General features: G+C 53.0%; 14 protein-coding genes and 2 tRNA genes. 2 read left to right on the forward strand and 14 right to left on the reverse strand.

The features are described 5' to 3' along the window. Window positions 1–22: 22 nt before the first annotated feature. On the forward strand, window positions 23–553 hold the full coding sequence (locus ACFK9X_RS20900) for a cytoplasmic protein (protein WP_151117593.1): 531 nt from the start codon (window positions 23–25) through the stop codon (window positions 551–553). A 60-nt stretch (window positions 554–613) separates the two neighbouring features. Here ACFK9X_RS20900 and mtr read toward each other — a convergent pair whose 3' ends face one another. The 12 genes from mtr to ACFK9X_RS20960 all read right to left on the reverse strand — a co-directional run bounded on the left by mtr (window position 614) and on the right by ACFK9X_RS20960 (window position 14,227). Beyond that, complete coding sequence (gene mtr, locus ACFK9X_RS20905; protein WP_151117595.1) at window positions 614–1,858, reverse strand: tryptophan permease; 1,245 nt, start codon at window positions 1,856–1,858, stop codon at window positions 614–616. Window positions 1,859–2,012: 154 nt separating this feature from the next. Further along, a complete protein-coding gene (locus ACFK9X_RS20910) occupies window positions 2,013–3,791 on the reverse strand; it encodes a DEAD/DEAH family ATP-dependent RNA helicase (RefSeq protein ID WP_151117598.1) in 1,779 nt (592 codons plus the stop codon). Continuing rightward, complete coding sequence (gene yrbN, locus ACFK9X_RS20915; protein WP_010723222.1) at window positions 3,784–3,864, reverse strand: protein YrbN; 81 nt, start codon at window positions 3,862–3,864, stop codon at window positions 3,784–3,786. Before yrbN ends, ACFK9X_RS20910 begins: the two co-directional genes overlap by 8 nt. A gap of 105 nt (window positions 3,865–3,969) precedes the next feature. Beyond that, complete coding sequence (gene nlpI / locus ACFK9X_RS20920; RefSeq protein WP_000802069.1) at window positions 3,970–4,854, reverse strand: lipoprotein NlpI; 885 nt, start codon at window positions 4,852–4,854, stop codon at window positions 3,970–3,972. Window positions 4,855–4,963: 109 nt separating this feature from the next. After that, the gene (pnp, locus tag ACFK9X_RS20925; RefSeq protein ID WP_001670767.1) at window positions 4,964–7,099 is read right to left on the reverse strand and encodes a polyribonucleotide nucleotidyltransferase; all 2,136 of its coding nucleotides are present in this window, start codon (window positions 7,097–7,099) and stop codon (window positions 4,964–4,966) included. Window positions 7,100–7,340: 241 nt separating this feature from the next. After that, on the reverse strand, window positions 7,341–7,610 hold the full coding sequence (rpsO, locus tag ACFK9X_RS20930; protein WP_000059465.1) for a 30S ribosomal protein S15: 270 nt from the start codon (window positions 7,608–7,610) through the stop codon (window positions 7,341–7,343). 150 nt (window positions 7,611–7,760) lie between these two features. Further along, window positions 7,761–8,705: a tRNA pseudouridine(55) synthase TruB gene (gene truB, locus ACFK9X_RS20935; RefSeq protein WP_000089674.1), complete on the reverse strand. Its 945-nt coding sequence runs from the start codon at window positions 8,703–8,705 to the stop codon at window positions 7,761–7,763. Next, entirely contained in the window at window positions 8,705–9,106 is a 402-nt protein-coding gene (gene rbfA / locus ACFK9X_RS20940; RefSeq protein ID WP_001040199.1) for a 30S ribosome-binding factor RbfA, read from the reverse strand. Before rbfA ends, truB begins: the two co-directional genes overlap by 1 nt. 151 nt (window positions 9,107–9,257) lie before the next feature. Continuing rightward, window positions 9,258–11,936, reverse strand: coding sequence for a translation initiation factor IF-2 (gene infB, locus ACFK9X_RS20945; RefSeq protein ID WP_000133064.1), 2,679 nt, complete (start codon window positions 11,934–11,936; stop codon window positions 9,258–9,260). Window positions 11,937–11,960: 24 nt separating this feature from the next. Further along, the gene (nusA, locus tag ACFK9X_RS20950) at window positions 11,961–13,463 is read right to left on the reverse strand and encodes a transcription termination factor NusA (RefSeq protein ID WP_001031038.1); all 1,503 of its coding nucleotides are present in this window, start codon (window positions 13,461–13,463) and stop codon (window positions 11,961–11,963) included. A 27-nt stretch (window positions 13,464–13,490) separates the two neighbouring features. Then, entirely contained in the window at window positions 13,491–13,943 is a 453-nt protein-coding gene (rimP, locus tag ACFK9X_RS20955) for a ribosome maturation factor RimP (protein ID WP_000105461.1), read from the reverse strand. A gap of 207 nt (window positions 13,944–14,150) precedes the next feature. Further along, a tRNA-Met gene (locus ACFK9X_RS20960) sits at window positions 14,151–14,227 on the reverse strand. 343 nt (window positions 14,228–14,570) lie between these two features. On the opposite strand from ACFK9X_RS20960, the gene argG reads away from it, so the two are divergent. After that, window positions 14,571–15,914 carry an argininosuccinate synthase gene (gene argG / locus ACFK9X_RS20965; protein WP_161126781.1) on the forward strand — a complete coding sequence of 448 codons (1,344 nt, stop codon included), beginning with the start codon at window positions 14,571–14,573 and terminating at the stop codon, window positions 15,912–15,914. 197 nt (window positions 15,915–16,111) lie between these two features. Here argG and ACFK9X_RS20970 read toward each other — a convergent pair. Together ACFK9X_RS20970 and secG are read right to left on the reverse strand one after the other, a co-directional pair. Further along, window positions 16,112–16,198: transfer RNA gene (locus tag ACFK9X_RS20970), tRNA-Leu, on the reverse strand. Between the two features lie 13 nt (window positions 16,199–16,211). Then, window positions 16,212–16,544: a preprotein translocase subunit SecG gene (secG, locus tag ACFK9X_RS20975; RefSeq protein ID WP_000272680.1), complete on the reverse strand. Its 333-nt coding sequence runs from the start codon at window positions 16,542–16,544 to the stop codon at window positions 16,212–16,214. Window positions 16,545–16,621: the final 77 nt, after the last annotated feature.

Below are 16,621 nucleotides of genomic sequence, written 5' to 3' on the forward strand. Positions count from 1 at the left end.
CTTATTACCAGAGAAAATCATCATGAGTGAACCTGCTTCCTTTTTTCTTCATGCACATATTACCGAGAGTAACCTCAAGAAATTTTTCCGTTCACCGGCAACAAATATTAAAGACTATGACGACTGGTTGCCATGGTTTACTGAGGAGCAAAGGTTGTACGGCGATCCTGCAAAAATGCTTAACAATCTTGCCACATGTAATTCTGGTGAAAGTGAAAAGAATATTTATGCTGAACATATCAACTTTAATAAAGAAACACAGATAGTCACGATGGATCACATATTTCTCTCAGAGAGCTATGAAATCTTCATGCCACTCATGGCCTGTGTGCGGGGAATCGAGAAATTTATTACGCCAGGGGAAAATAATTTTGCGCTAATTTATTATTACTGGTGGGGTTCGGAGATCGCCATCGCGCTCGAATTTGACGCCAATGGTAGCAGAATAACGGCAAATCCTAAGGCAGAAAATTTAACTATCGCCGATGCTTTTTTCGATGAACACGGGGAAGCACTCGCCGAAGAACTTTATAATAAACAGGGTTTTATTTGATACCATTTCGCGGACTTGTGAAATATTGCCGGATGAAAACAGCTCATCCGGCTCGTTCAATTACTGGTACACCGGCAGCAAATTAAAGCTCGACAGAATATGGATAACCGCGTTGCCAACACCGAAGACCAAAATCAGGGCAATCATCGGTTTACCGCCCCAGACGCGGAATTTCGGGCTGCCGAAACGTTCGCGAGATTTACGTGCCAACAGCGCAGGCACAATGGCCGCCCAGATAGTTGCAGCTAAACCTGCATAGCCAATGGCGTACAGAAAACCGTTCGGGTACAGCAGGCCACCAATCATCGGCGGCAGGAAAGTCAGCAGCGCCGTTTTAAAACGCCCCATTGCCGAGTCATCAAAACCAAACAGATCCGCCAGATAGTCAAACAGCCCCAGCGTCACGCCAAGGAAGGAACTGGCGACCGCAAAGTTAGAGAACACCACCAGCAGCAGATCCAGGCTGCGGCTGTTCAGCACGCCGCTCAACTCCTGTACCAGCACATCAATATTGCCGCCTTTCTGCGCAATGCCGATAAATTCCGGACGCGGGATGTTGCCCATCGTCCCCAGCAGCCAGACGGAATAGAGCACCAGCGCCAGTAACGTCCCATAAATCAGGCATTTGACGATGGTACGCGGATCTTTGCCGTAATATTTCATCAAGCTCGGTACGTTACCGTGATAACCAAAAGAGGCCAGACAAAATGGCAGCGTCATCAGCAGGTACGGCGTATATGACGCGTGGCTTTCAGCCACGTTAAACAACGTGGCAGGCTGAACGTGCCCCAACAGGCTGCCGAAGGTCAGGAAGAAGGTAATCACCTTCGCGCCCAGTACGATGGCCGTCATGCGGCTCACCGCTTTAGTACTCAACCAGACAACAAACGCCACCAGCAGCGCGAAGACAAAGCCTGCTGCTCGTGCCGGCACGTTCAGCGACATCTCAGCAAAGGTATGGTGCAGAATCGAGCCGCTCGCCGAAATGTAGGCGTAGGTCAGGATATAGAGCACAAAGGCAATAGAGATGCCGTTTACCACGTTCCAGCCTTTGCCCAACAGGTCTTTGGTGATGGTGTCGAAACTCGAACCAATGCGGTAGTTAAGGTTGGCTTCGAGGATCATCAGCCCGGAGTGCAGCATACAAAACCAGGTAAAGACCAGCGCCGCCATCGACCAGAAGAACCACGCCCCGGACATGACCACCGGCAGGGAGAACATCCCCGCGCCAATGATGGTGCCGCCGATAATCACCACGCCGCCAAGCAGCGAAGGTGACGTTTGGGTGGTGGTAAGTGTTGCCATTCAGCTCTCTCTCCAGTCATTTATAATGTGACTATCTCTCAATACGTTGCACTGTACCAGTACACGAGTACAAAAGAAATAAAAAAAAGCCCCGATTGTGACGATCGGGGCTGTATATTTTACTTTACGCTGTGAATGCGCAGGTCAGCGAGAGTTACGCATCACCGCCGAAACGACGGCGACCGGTAGAGTCATCACGACGCGGACCACGGCTTTCACGACGTTCGCCGCCCGCGTGCGGAACCGCATCACCCAACAGCTGCATATTCATCGGCTTGTTCAGAATGCGGGTACGCGTGAAGTGCTGCAACACTTCGCCCGGCATACCTTTCGGCAGCTCGATGGTGGAGTGAGACGCGAACAGCTTAATGTTACCAATGTAACGGCTGCTAATGTCGCCTTCGTTAGCGATAGCGCCCACGATATGACGAACTTCAACGCCGTCATCACGGCCCACTTCAATGCGGTATAACTGCATATCGCCAACGTCACGACGTTCACGACGCGGACGTTCTTCACGATCGCCACGCGGGCCACGGTCATTACGATCGCGCGGACCACGGTCGTCACGGTCACGGAATTCACGCTTAGGACGCATCGGCGCATCCGGCGGCAGAATCAGCGGACGCTCGCCCTGCGCCATTTTCAGCAGTGCGGCGGCCAGCGTTTCGAGATCCAGCTCTTCACCTTCGGCAGACGGCTGGATTTTCGCCAGCAGCGCACGGTACTGATCCAGATCGCTGCTTTCCAGTTGCTGCTGAACTTTCGCGGCGAATTTTTCCAGACGGCGTTTACCCAGCAGTTCTGCGTTCGGCAGTTCCACTTCCGGAATGGTCAGCTTCATGGTGCGTTCGATGTTGCGCAGCAGACGACGCTCGCGGTTCTCAACGAACAGCAGCGCGCGACCGGCGCGACCCGCACGACCGGTACGACCGATACGGTGAACGTAGGACTCGGAGTCCATCGGGATATCGTAGTTCACCACCAGGCTGATACGTTCAACGTCCAGACCACGTGCCGCAACATCGGTGGCGATCAGGATGTCCAGACGACCATCTTTCAGGCGTTCCAGAGTCTGCTCACGCAGCGCCTGGTTCATATCGCCATTCAACGCGGCGCTGTTGTAGCCGCTACGTTCCAGCGCTTCTGCTACTTCCAGGGTCGCGTTTTTGGTACGTACGAAGATAATCGCCGCATCAAAGTCTTCCGCTTCCAGGAAACGCACCAGCGCTTCGTTTTTACGCATGCCCCAGACAGTCCAGTAGCTCTGGCTGATGTCAGGACGGGTAGTCACGCTGGACTGAATGCGCACTTCCTGCGGCTCTTTCATAAAGCGGCGGGTAATGCGACGAATCGCTTCCGGCATGGTGGCGGAGAACAGAGCGGTCTGATGACCTTCCGGGATCTGCGCCATAATAGTTTCAACGTCTTCGATGAAGCCCATACGCAGCATTTCGTCGGCTTCATCCAGCACCAGACCACTCAGTTTAGAGAGGTCGAGAGTGCCACGTTTTAAGTGATCAAGCAGACGTCCCGGCGTACCGACAACGATCTGCGGCCCCTGACGCAGGGCGCGTAACTGCACGTCATAACGCTGACCGCCGTACAGGGCAACCACGTTTACGCCGCGCATGTGTTTAGAGAAATCCGTCATGGCTTCGGCAACCTGTACCGCCAGTTCGCGGGTTGGCGCCAGCACCAGAATCTGAGGTGCCTTCAGCTCAGGATCAAGATTGTTGAGCAGCGGTAAAGAGAACGCTGCGGTTTTGCCGCTACCGGTCTGGGCCATGCCCAGCACGTCGCGACCGCCCAGCAGATGCGGAATGCACTCTGCCTGGATTGGAGATGGTTTTTCGTAACCCAGATCGGTAAGGGCTTCAAGGATAGGAGCCTTCAGCCCCAGATCTGCAAAAGTGGTTTCGAATTCAGCCATGTAGTACGTGTGCCTCAAAATTAATGGCGGCCAGTCTACATAACTCATCATGAAATTGATCTGCAATTTTCATTGAAAAGTGTGAACCGGCTCAAAGTAGGTGTATTAACGAACAACAACGCCCTCACCCGCGAAGGTGATGGCAATCAAAAAGATTACGGGCTGATATGTTCGTCAGCTATTGCTGGTCCGATTCTGCCAGGTCATCTTGGTCCTGGCCCAGGAGCGATAATTCCAACAATGCGTATCGGTGCTCAACAAAGTTATGAACGTTGTTGGCCACCGCCAGTTTGAACAGAGCCGTGGCGCTGTCCAAATCCCCCAGACTTAGGTAATACTTACCTAAATAGAAGTTGGTTTCACTGAGATGCTCAGCGAGCGAGGTGTTATCCGTTGCGTCCGCCTTGAGCCTTTCCATCAGCGTTGCTTCGCTAATGTCGCCCAGGTAGAACTCGACAATGTTCCATCCCCATTGCTCTTTATCCGATTTTTCAAAGCGTGCTTTTAACGCTTCTTTCGCCTGCTTCTCATTAAGCTTCTGCTCAACAAGATACAGCCACAGGCTGCGGTAAGGATCATTGGGATCGTCTTGATAAAACGCCAGCAGATCATCTTGCGCTAACTTATCACGGCCGCCGTAATACAATGCGATACCGCGGTTTAAGTGCGCGTAGTTGTAAGTTGGATCAAGCTCTAGTACAGAATCAAACGCTTCATAGGCAGCATCAAAATTGCCTGCCTGCGTTAAATAAATGCCTAAGTAATTGAATACTTCAGGCATATCCGGTCTGATTGCCAGCGCTTGTGAAAAATCATTTCGCGCTAATGCCCTCAAACCAAGACTATCATACAACACTCCGCGCTCATATAAAAGCTGTGCGCGTTCGTCATCGGTTAAAGCCCGACTGGCAAGAATCTGTTCCATACGCGCCAGAATCACTTCCTGCTGTAAAGTCGGTTGCAATGGTACTGCGAGGACTTCACTTTTACGCCAGGCGGAATTACTGCATCCTGCAAGCGTAAGTGCTGTCGCAACGAAACACCAGCGCAAAAAAGGCTTCATTTCCCACTCCCGAAGACAACGATTGAATGAACGTCCTGTTCCCCGGTGGCTCAACAAGGCGTCCAGCCAGGTCTAAAGCCCTCCGCACTGCGGAGGGCAAAAGGCTACCTTACTCGGCCTGTTCGCTCGCCGGAGCTTCCGGCGCAGCCGCAGGTTGAGACTGCTCGGTTGCTTCTTTAATGCTCAGACGTACACGGCCCTGGCGGTCAACTTCCAGAACCTTAACCGGGACTTCCTGACCCATCTGCAGATAATCGGTCACTTTCTCTACACGCTTATCCGCGATTTGAGAGATGTGAACCAGACCTTCTTTACCGCCGCCGATGGCAACAAACGCGCCAAAGTCAACGATACGGGTCACTTTACCATTGTAGATACGGCCGACTTCGATCTCCGCGGTAATCTCTTCGATACGACGGATAGCGTATTTCGCTTTTTCACCGTCGGTCGCCGCGATCTTCACAGTACCGTCATCTTCGATTTCGATGGTGGTGCCGGTCTCTTCAGTCAGCGCGCGGATCACAGAACCGCCTTTACCGATCACGTCTTTGATCTTGTCCGTGCTGATCTTGATGGTATGGATACGCGGCGCGAATTCAGAGATATCGCCGCGCGGCGCGTTGATCGCCTGTTCCATCACGCCCAGGATGTGCAGACGCGCGCCTTTAGCCTGGTTCAACGCAACCTGCATGATCTCTTTGGTGATACCTTCAATTTTGATATCCATCTGCAGCGCAGAGATACCGTCGCGGGAACCCGCCACTTTGAAGTCCATATCGCCCAGGTGATCTTCGTCGCCCAGAATGTCAGACAGTACAACGTAGTTGTCGCCTTCTTTCACCAGACCCATAGCGATACCTGCTACGGCGGCTTTAATTGGCACGCCAGCGTCCATCAGCGCCAGAGAAGCGCCGCACACGGAAGCCATAGAAGAAGAACCGTTGGATTCGGTGATTTCAGACACCACGCGAACGGTGTACGGGAATTTATCCATGTCCGGCATCACTGCCAGCACGCCGCGCTTCGCCAGACGACCGTGACCAATTTCACGACGCTTCGGAGAACCGACCATGCCGGTTTCGCCTACGGAGTACGGAGGGAAGTTGTAGTGGAACAGGAAGCTGTCAGTACGCTCGCCCATCAGTTCATCAAGCACCTGCGCGTCACGGGCAGTACCCAGAGTTGCGGTAACCAGCGCCTGCGTTTCACCACGGGTAAACAGAGCGGAACCGTGAGTACGCGGCAGTACGCCAGTGCGCACGTCCAGACCACGGATCATGTCTTTTTCACGGCCATCAATACGCGGCTCGCCTGCCAGTACGCGGCTACGCACCACGTTTTTCTCGATAGCGTGCAGGATTTCGCCCAGCTCGTTAGCATCCAGAGTTTCATCTTCTGCAATAAGCTGCTCGATGGTTTCGGATTTGATTACGTCAACCTGAGCATAGCGCTCTTGTTTATCGGTGATGCGGTACGCGTCGCTCAGACGAGATTCAGCCAGCGCAGCAACACGCGCGTTCAACGCGTCGTTGACGGCTTCCGGCTGCCAGTCCCAACGCGGTTTACCGGCTTCTTTCACCAGATCGTTGATCGCCTGGATAACAACCTGCTGCTGCTCGTGACCGAATACCACCGCGCCCAGCATAGTGTCTTCGCTCAGCAGTTCAGCTTCGGATTCCACCATCAGCACAGCCGCTTCGGTACCGGCAACCACCAGGTCCAGCTTGCTTTCTTTCAGCTCGTCCTGGGTCGGGTTCAGCACGTACTGGTCATTGATGTAACCTACGCGCGCCGCGCCGATTGGGCCGTTGAACGGAATGCCGGACAGCGACAGCGCAGCAGATGCGCCGATCATGGCAACGATGTCTGGGTTAACCTGCGGGTTAACGGAAACGACGGTCGCAATAACCTGCACTTCGTTAACGAAGCCTTCCGGGAACAGCGGACGAACCGGGCGGTCAATCAGACGCGCGATCAGGGTTTCGCCTTCGCTTGGACGGCCTTCACGACGGAAGAAGCTGCCCGGGATACGACCAGCAGCGTAGGTACGCTCCTGATAGTTAACGGTCAGTGGGAAGAAGTCCTGGCCTGGCTTGGCTTTTTTCTGGCCGACAACGGTAACGAATACGGCGGTGTCATCCATGCTTACCATAACAGCGGCAGTGGCCTGACGCGCCATCATGCCAGTTTCCAGCGTAACGGTATGCTGACCGTACTGGAATTTACGAACGATCGGATTAAGCAAAATAATATCCTTTCCAATTTTTGACGGCATAATACGCGCCGTCGTTAATACCCGATCTTCTGCGCATCCTCGCGACTAATGACAACCCTAACCCTGATATGGGTAAAGCCTCTCATTAGCCGCGCGAACCTCTGCAACGGAAGATCATTCATAGCAACAATACATTAGTTTCCAGCGAATTGCTGCCATCTGCTGGAAAAAAGGGGCCATGAAGGCCCCCTCTTTCTGAAACTCGAAAGAATTAGCGACGCAGACCCAGACGCTCAATCAGCGCGGTGTAGCGTGCAACATCTTTACGTTTCAGGTAGTCGAGCAGTTTACGACGCTGAGAAACCATACGCAGCAGACCACGACGGCTGTGGTGATCTTTTTTATGCTCTGCAAAGTGACCCTGCAGGTGGTTAATCTGTGCAGTCAACAGAGCAACCTGAACATCGGTAGAACCGGTGTCGTTTGCGTCACGACCGAACTCAGAAACGATTTTAGCTGTAGCTTCAGTACTTAGAGACATTTTAAAACTCCAAAGTATTTAAGAATGAGAGGACGCCGATCTCTAATTCAGCGATCCCAGTGTACGCCGCGTAAACTGTTAAATAATTTACGCGACGTTAAGCGGCGGTATTCTACTCGCAGCGCTCTCTTATCGCAAGACGAAGCGACATTACGCTGGGTACTCTACTACCAGCCGACGAGGCGCGACACGGCCTTCGTCGTCAATTTCGCCCATACCGATAAATTTATCGTCTTCACCTTCCGTCACACGAACCAGTCCCTTCAACGGCGCGCCCGTGGTACGAACCGGGTTGCCATTTTTGAAGTATACCGAAGATGTTAACGGCAGATTAACAACAGGATAGTCCGAAGCTGGACTGTCCATTGGCATCAATAATGGATCGAGCAACTGCGCCGCCGGAACGCCCTGCTGCTCCGCCTGTGCTACCAGCGTCTGCAAATGCTCCAGCGTCACCATACGATCCACCGGATACTTGCTGACCGTCAGACGACGCAGGTACGTTACGTGCGCGCCACAGCCCAGTTTCTCACCTAAATCATCAATAATGGTACGAATATAGGTGCCTTTGGAGCAATGAACTTCCAGCTCCAGCTCGTTACCTTCATGGCGAATAAACAGCAGCTCATAGACGGTAATCGGGCGGGCTTCGCGCGGCACTTCGATACCCTGGCGGGCATATTCGTACAGCTTCTTGCCCTGATACTTCAGCGCCGAATACATCGAGGGAATCTGTTCGATATCCCCACGAAAGGTCTCCAGCGCGCTCGCAAGCTGCTCAGCGCTGAAAGTCACCGGACGCTCCTGCACGATTTGACCATCGGCGTCAGAGGTATCCGTGCGCTGCCCCAGACGGGCAATAACACGATAGCGTTTGTCAGAATCCAGCAGGTACTGCGAAAATTTTGTCGCTTCGCCGAGGCAAATCGGCAACATGCCGGTCGCCAGCGGGTCCAGCGCGCCGGTATGCCCGGCGCGGTTGGCATTGTAGATGCGCTTAACTTTCTGCAGCACGTCATTGCTGGACATACCCTGCGGCTTATCCAGCAGCAGAACGCCGTGAATGTCGCGGCCACGACGACGAGGACGACTCATCAGTCCTCCTTGCTGTCGTCCGGGTTCACACGACGTTCTTCGTCATGTTTCACCACGTTAGTTACCAGGTTGGACATACGCATCCCTTCCACCAGCGAGTTGTCGTAGAAGAAGGTCAGTTCCGGCACGATGCGCAGACGCATCGCTTTACCCAGCAAGCTGCGGATGAAACCAGACGCTTCCTGCAACGCTTTGATGCCCGCTTTTACTGCGTCTTCATCTTTGTCGTTCAAAAAGGTGACAAACACTTTGGCATAGGCCAGGTCACGGGACATTTCGACACCGGAGACGGTAGTCATCATGCCCAGGCGCGGGTCTTTAATTTCGCGCTGCAGGATGATTGCGATCTCTTTTTGCATCTCTTGCGCTACGCGCTGAGGGCGACCAAATTCTTTCGCCATAATAAATTCTCCAGACAAAAAAGGGGCTATCAGCCCCTTTTTGAAATTAATACGGTATTCAGGCTGTAGACCTGATAAGCGCTAGCGCCATCAGGCATAACATTGCCGGATGGCGACGTAAACGCCTTATCCGGCCTACACCCAACCAACCTTAAGCGATGGTACGTTGGATCTCGATGATTTCGAATACTTCAATCATATCGCCAACGCGAACGTCGTTGTAGTTCTTCACGCCGATACCACATTCCATGCCGTTACGGACTTCGTTAACGTCATCTTTGAAGCGGCGCAGGGATTCCAGCTCGCCTTCATAGATAACCACGTTGTCACGCAGAACGCGGATTGGGTTATGGCGTTTAATCGTACCTTCGGTAACCATACAGCCCGCGATCGCGCCGAATTTCGGCGATTTGAACACATCGCGCACTTCAGCCAGACCGATAATCTGCTGTTTCAGTTCCGGAGACAGCATACCGCTCATCGCCGCTTTCACTTCGTCGATCAGGTTATAGATGACGGAGTAGTAACGCAGATCCAGGCTTTCAGATTCGATCACTTTACGCGCAGAGGCATCGGCACGAACGTTGAAGCCCACCAGAATGGCGTTGGACGCCGCAGCCAGGGTCGCGTCGGTTTCGGTGATACCACCTACGCCAGAACCGATGATCTTCACTTTCACTTCGTCGGTAGACAGTTTCAGCAAGGAGTCGGAGATCGCTTCCACAGAACCCTGTACGTCGGCCTTCAGCACGATGTTCACTTCGTGAACTTCGCCTTCGGTCATGTTGGCGAACATGTTCTCAAGTTTAGATTTCTGCTGACGCGCCAGTTTAACTTCACGGAATTTACCCTGACGATACAGAGCAACTTCACGCGCTTTCTTCTCGTCGCGAACGACGGTCACTTCGTCACCCGCAGCCGGAACGCCGGACAGGCCGAGGATTTCCACCGGAATGGACGGCCCCGCTTCCAGCACTTCCTGACCCAGTTCGTTACGCATCGCACGCACGCGGCCGTATTCGAAGCCACACAGCACGATATCGCCCTTATGCAGCGTACCTTCGCGTACCAGAACGGTAGCCACCGGACCACGACCTTTATCCAGGAAGGATTCGATCACCGCACCGCTCGCCATACCTTTACGAACGGCTTTCAGTTCCAGAACTTCGGCCTGCAGCAGGATAGCGTCCAGCAGTTCGTCGATACCGGTGCCCGCTTTCGCAGACACGTGAACGAACTGGCTCTCGCCGCCCCACTCTTCCGGCAGAATGCCGTACTGGGACAGTTCGTTCTTAACGCGATCCGGATCGGCTTCCGGCTTATCGATTTTGTTCACCGCAACCACGACCGGCACACCTGCCGCTTTCGCGTGCTGGATAGCTTCGATAGTCTGCGGCATCACGCCATCGTCTGCCGCTACCACCAGAACCACGATATCCGTTGCCTGCGCACCACGAGCACGCATCGAGGTAAACGCGGCGTGACCCGGGGTGTCCAGGAAGGTGATCATCCCGTTGTCAGTTTCAACGTGGTAAGCACCGATGTGCTGGGTAATGCCGCCCGCTTCGCCAGAGGCCACTTTCGTGGAACGAATGTAGTCCAGCAGAGAGGTTTTACCGTGGTCAACGTGACCCATGATGGTCACAACCGGGGCGCGCGGTTCAGCCGCAGCGCCGGTATCACGGTCGCTCATTACCGCCTCTTCCAGTTCGTTTTCACGACGCAGGATAACTTTGTGGCCCATCTCTTCGGCAACCAGCTGTGCGGTTTCCTGGTCGATGACCTGGTTGATGGTGGCCATGGCGCCCAGCTTCATCATCGCTTTGATGACCTGAGAACCTTTCACCGCCATCTTGTTCGCCAGTTCGCCAACGGTGATGGTTTCACCGATCACCACGTCGCGGTTAACGGCCTGAGCGGGCTTCTGGAAGCCTTGCTGTAAAGAAGACCCTTTACGCTTGCCGCCTTTACCGCCGCGAACCGCAGCACGCGCTTCTTCGCGATCGGCTTTGGATTCGGCATGTTTGCCTTTTTTCGCCGGACGCGCCGCTTTTGCATTACGGCCACGACCACGACCGCCTTCTACTTCACGATCGTTTTCGTCTTCGGCCTGGCGAGCGTGCTGAGAAGTGGTGACATGATAGTCACTGGTGTCTTCTACTGGCTCAGGCGTTGCGGTCCATTTGTTTTCTTCCGCCATGCGGCGAGCTTCTTCTGCTACACGACGCGCTTCTTCTTCGAGTTTGCGACGTGCTTCTTCTTCCGCTTTACGCTTCAGCTCTGCAGCTTCATTCTCACGGCGGGCTTTTTCGGCCTGGGCGGTTTTGGTCATATCGTCAGTCTGTTGATTGCTCACTTTGTCTTTTTCCGCAGCTTCACGTTTCGCTTTTTCAGCGGCTTCACGCTTAGCTTGTTCTGCGGCCTCGCGTTCAGCTTTTTGTTGCGCCTCGCGTTTGGCCTGTTCTTCTGCCTCACGACGGGCTTGCTCTTCCGCTTCACGCTGCGCCTGCTCTTCCGCGGCCAGGCGTTCAGCCTCTTGCGGATCGCGTTTCACAAAGGTGCGCTTCTTGCGGACTTCGATTTGTACCGATTTACTTTTTCCACCGGTACCTGGAATGTTCAGGGTGCTGCGCGTCTTACGCTGCAGCGTCAGTTTATCGGGACCAGAAACCGCTTCGCGGTTCAGGTGCGCCAGTAAAGTCTGTTTTTCTTGTGCGGACACAGAGTCGTCAGCAGATTTCCGGATACCTGCATCAGCAAACTGCTGTACCAGGCGATCCACGGAAACCTGTCTCTCTGCGGCCAGCGCTTTTAGGGTTACATCTGTCATGCTGTTCCTTCCTGCTACAGTTTATTACGCTTCGTCGCCGAACCAGCAAATATTACGGGCAGCCATAATCAGCTCACCGGCTTTTTCGTCGGTCAACCCTTCGATATCAGCCAGATCATCAATGCCCTGGTCGGCGAGATCTTCCAGCGTACAAACACCACGAGCCGCCAGTTTGAAAGCCATATCGCGATCTAATCCTTCCAGATTCAGCAGATCGTCAGCCGGTTTGTTATCACCGAGGCTTGCTTCCTGGTCCTGCGCCAGAGTGGCCAGTGCGTTTTTAGCACGCTCGCGCAGTGCTTCAACGGTCGGCTCATCAAGGCCGTCAATTTCCAGCAGTTCTTTCATTGGCACATAGGCCAGTTCCTCGAGCGTGGAGAAACCTTCTTCTACCAGAACGGTCGCGAACTCTTCATCAATATCAAGATATTTAGTAAAAATCTCGATAGCGGCATGTGCTTCAGCCTGATGTTTAGCCTGCAAGTCATCAACGGTCATTACGTTGAGTTCCCAGCCGCTCAATTGCGAAGCCAGGCGGACGTTCTGACCATTACGTCCGATCGCCTGCGCCAGATTACCGGCTTCAACGGCGATATCCATGGTATGTTTATCTTCGTCCACCACGATAGACGCGACGTCTGCCGGCGCCATCGCATTAATGACGAACTGCGCCGGGTTATCATCCCACAGCACGATATCAATACGCTCACCGCCCAGTTCGGTAGAGACCGCCTGAACGCGCGCGCCGCGCATCCCCACGCAAGCGCCGACCGGATCGATACGTTTATCGTTGGTTTTCACTGCGATTTTCGCACGAGAACCCGGATCGCGAGCCGCCGCTTTAATTTCAATCACTTCTTCGCCGATTTCCGGCACTTCGATGCGGAACAGTTCGATCAGCATTTCCGGCTTGGAACGGGTGACGAACAGCTGCGCGCCACGCGCTTCCGGTCGAACAGCATACAGCACGCCGCGAATACGGTCGCCAGGGCGGAAGTTTTCGCGCGGCAGCATATCTTCACGCAGAATCACCGCTTCAGCGTTACCGGCCATCCCTTCGGATTTAATTTCCAGAGAGATATTGTCGCGGTTCACTTTCTTCACCACGCCAGTGACAATTTCGCCTTCCTGGTCGCGGAACTGATCGACAACCATCGCGCGTTCAGCTTCACGGACCTTCTGTACGATAACCTGTTTCGCAGTCTGCGTGGTGATACGGTCAAAGGTGACAGATTCAATCTGATCTTCAACATAGTCGCCGACATTCAGGCTTTCGTCTTCAAAACGCGCCGCTTCCAGCGTAATTTCCTTCGTCGGCATGGTCACTTCTTCAACGATCAACCAACGGCGGAAAGTATCAAAATCACCGCTTTTACGATCGATTTCTACACGAACATCGATCTCCTGCTCATATTTTTTCTTTGTTGCTGTCGCCAGCGCACTTTCCAGCGCTTCAAAAATTTTTTCGCGTGGCAGCGCTTTTTCGTTGGAGACGGCTTCAACAACAGCCAAAATTTCTTTGTTCATCGCGGGCTTTTCACCTCATCCAGACTGTTAAAAGTGGGGAACCAGGTTCGCCTTCTGGATATTACTCAGCGCGAACACTTCATCTTTGCCTTCGACTGTGACGGTAATCATTTCACCGTCCACCGCTTTGATAATGCCCTGCCACTTGCGACGGTTCTGTACCGCCATGCGAAGAACCAGCGCGACTTCTTCACCCTGGAAACGCGCATAATGATCGGCAGTGAACATAGGACGGTCGAGACCCGGTGACGAGACTTCAAGGTTGTAAGCCACGGAGATAGGATCTTCAACGTCCAGCACCGCGCTTACCTGGTGGCTCACATCAGCACAATCATCAACATTGATGCCATCTTCACTATCAATATAGATGCGCAGTGTGGATGTGCGACCGCGAATAAATTCGATGCCGACCAGCTCGTAGCCTAAGGCTTCAACTGGCGCTGTAATCATCTCTGTTAATTTTTGCTCTAATGTGGACAAGCCCACCCCCAAGACATAAAAAAAGGGCCTAAAGCCCAGTTATTCTGTAGTCAGATAACAAAAAACCCCGATAAATCGGGGCTTTAGATAACTGAACCCTATAACCGCAACGGCGGTCTGGTGTACCTTCCGAAAGAATTTTTTTCAAATCCAGCTACGAAGGACATAATCTTCACAGTATATTTGAAAAAGAACTCTAAGGGAAAGTGGTTGCAGGGGCCGGATTTGAACCGACGACCTTCGGGTTATGAGCCCGACGAGCTACCAAGCTGCTCCACCCCGCGCCTGAAACGTGGCAAATTCTACTCGTTTTGGGCAAAATTTGCAAATACTGCTGGGATTTGGTACCGAGGACGGGACGTAAAATCTGCGCACAGTATAGTGACCAGGCATGAGTTATGTCAACCCTATTCCCAATATGCAGATGAATGAATATCACTCTTCGTTATACTCATCCCACCTCTCCGGCTTATACACGCATTTCACAACGTTATTTCAGTAAACCTTCACTAAACGCTTCCTGTTTCTGCTAAAAGATGATTAAATGAAAACTCATTTATTTTGCATAAAAATGCACTAAAGCAGAAACCGATCTCATTATCAGTCAATCAAGCAGGGTTCTATTCTATGACGACGATTCTTAAGCATCTTCCAGCAGGTCAACGTATTGGTATCGCTTTTTCCGGCGGTCTGGACACCAGCGCCGCGCTGCTGTGGATGCGACAAAAAGGAGCTGTCCCATATGCCTATACTGCGAATCTGGGACAACCGGATGAGGATGACTATGACGCCATTCCTCGTCGCGCAATGGAGTATGGCGCAGAGAATGCTCGCCTGATTGATTGCCGCAAGCAGTTGGTTGCAGAAGGGATCGCAGCGATTCAGTGCGGCGCTTTCCATAATACGACTGGCGGACTGACCTATTTCAATACCACGCCGCTGGGCCGTGCCGTGACCGGCACGATGCTGGTCGCCGCGATGAAAGAAGATGGCGTAAATATCTGGGGCGACGGCAGCACCTATAAAGGCAACGATATTGAACGTTTCTATCGTTACGGCTTGCTGACCAACGCCGAGCTGCAGATTTACAAACCGTGGCTGGATACCGACTTTATCGATGAGCTGGGTGGTCGCCATGAGATGTCTGAATTTATGATTGCCTGCGGCTTCGACTATAAGATGTCAGTCGAAAAAGCCTACTCCACCGACTCCAACATGCTCGGCGCCACGCATGAAGCGAAAGATCTGGAGTTTCTTAACTCCAGCGTCAAGATCGTCAACCCGATTATGGGCGTGAAGTTCTGGGACGAGAGCGTGAAGATCCCGGCAGAAGAGGTGACCGTCCGCTTCGAGCTGGGCCACCCTGTTGCCCTGAACGGTAAAACCTTCAGCGATGATGTTGAGATGATGCTGGAAGCAAACCGCATCGGCGGCCGTCACGGCCTGGGCATGAGCGACCAGATCGAAAACCGCATCATTGAAGCAAAAAGCCGCGGTATTTATGAAGCCCCGGGGATGGCGCTGCTGCACATCGCTTACGAGCGTCTGTTGACCGGTATTCACAACGAAGACACCATTGAACAGTATCATTCTCATGGTCGTCAGCTGGGTAAACTGCTGTATCAGGGCCGCTGGTTCGACTCTCAGGCGCTGATGCTGCGTGACGGCCTGCAACGTTGGGTCGCCAGCCAGATTACCGGTGAGGTCACACTCGAGCTGCGTCGCGGCAACGACTACTCCATCCTGAACACCGTGTCTGACAATCTGACCTATAAGGCTGAACGTCTGACCATGGAGAAAGGCGAGTCCGTGTTCTCACCGGACGATCGTATCGGTCAGTTGACCATGCGTAATCTGGACATTACCGATACCCGCGAGAAACTGTTCGGCTACGCGAAAGCCGGTCTGTTAACCGCCTCTTCCGCGACCGGTCTGCCGCAGGTTGAGAATCTGGAAAACAAAGCGAAGTAAACATTTATCATTTTAAGGCCGCGAAAGCGGCCTTTTTTATGCGCGGAATATAAGGTGTCTGTAGGCCTGATAAACGTAGCGCCATCAGGCGTTGTAATAATGTCGGATGGCGGCGTAAACGCCTTATCCGACCTACAGAAAATCACAAATAACAGACGAAAAAAAAGACGCTTTTCAGCGTCTTTCTTTCGGAATATTGGTACCGAGGACGGGACTTGAACCCGTAAGCCCTATTGGGCACTACCACCTCAAGGTAGCGTGTCTACCAATTCCACCACCTCGGCACGGATACTGCTATTAGCGCGGGATATCACTGGTCGGCTGGGCCGGTGCAGCAGGTTGAGTCTGCTCGGTCTTCGCCGGCGCGCTCAGATTTTCCCACTCGCTTCCTTTATTGGTTTTGTTGCTATTGATATTACCCAACACCAGACTGATGATGAAGAACAACGTCGCCAATACCGCCGTCATTCGGGTCATGAAGTTACCAGAACCACTTGAACCAAATAGCGTAGCGGAAGCGCCTGCTCCGAAGGAGGCTCCCATATCAGCGCCTTTACCTTGCTGCAGCATGATCAGACCTACAAGGCCAATTGCCACAATAAGGAAAACAACTAAAAGAGCTTCGTACATAATCAACCTGTTCCTTGCGGAGTTGCCGCGTACCAATGCTTCTACCAATAAAGCGGGATTTTTACTGTTTCCCACTG

This window comes from Salmonella sp. WC3 (genome assembly GCF_042932255.1).
GTDB classification, from domain to species: Bacteria; Pseudomonadota; Gammaproteobacteria; order Enterobacterales; family Enterobacteriaceae; genus Salmonella; species Salmonella enterica.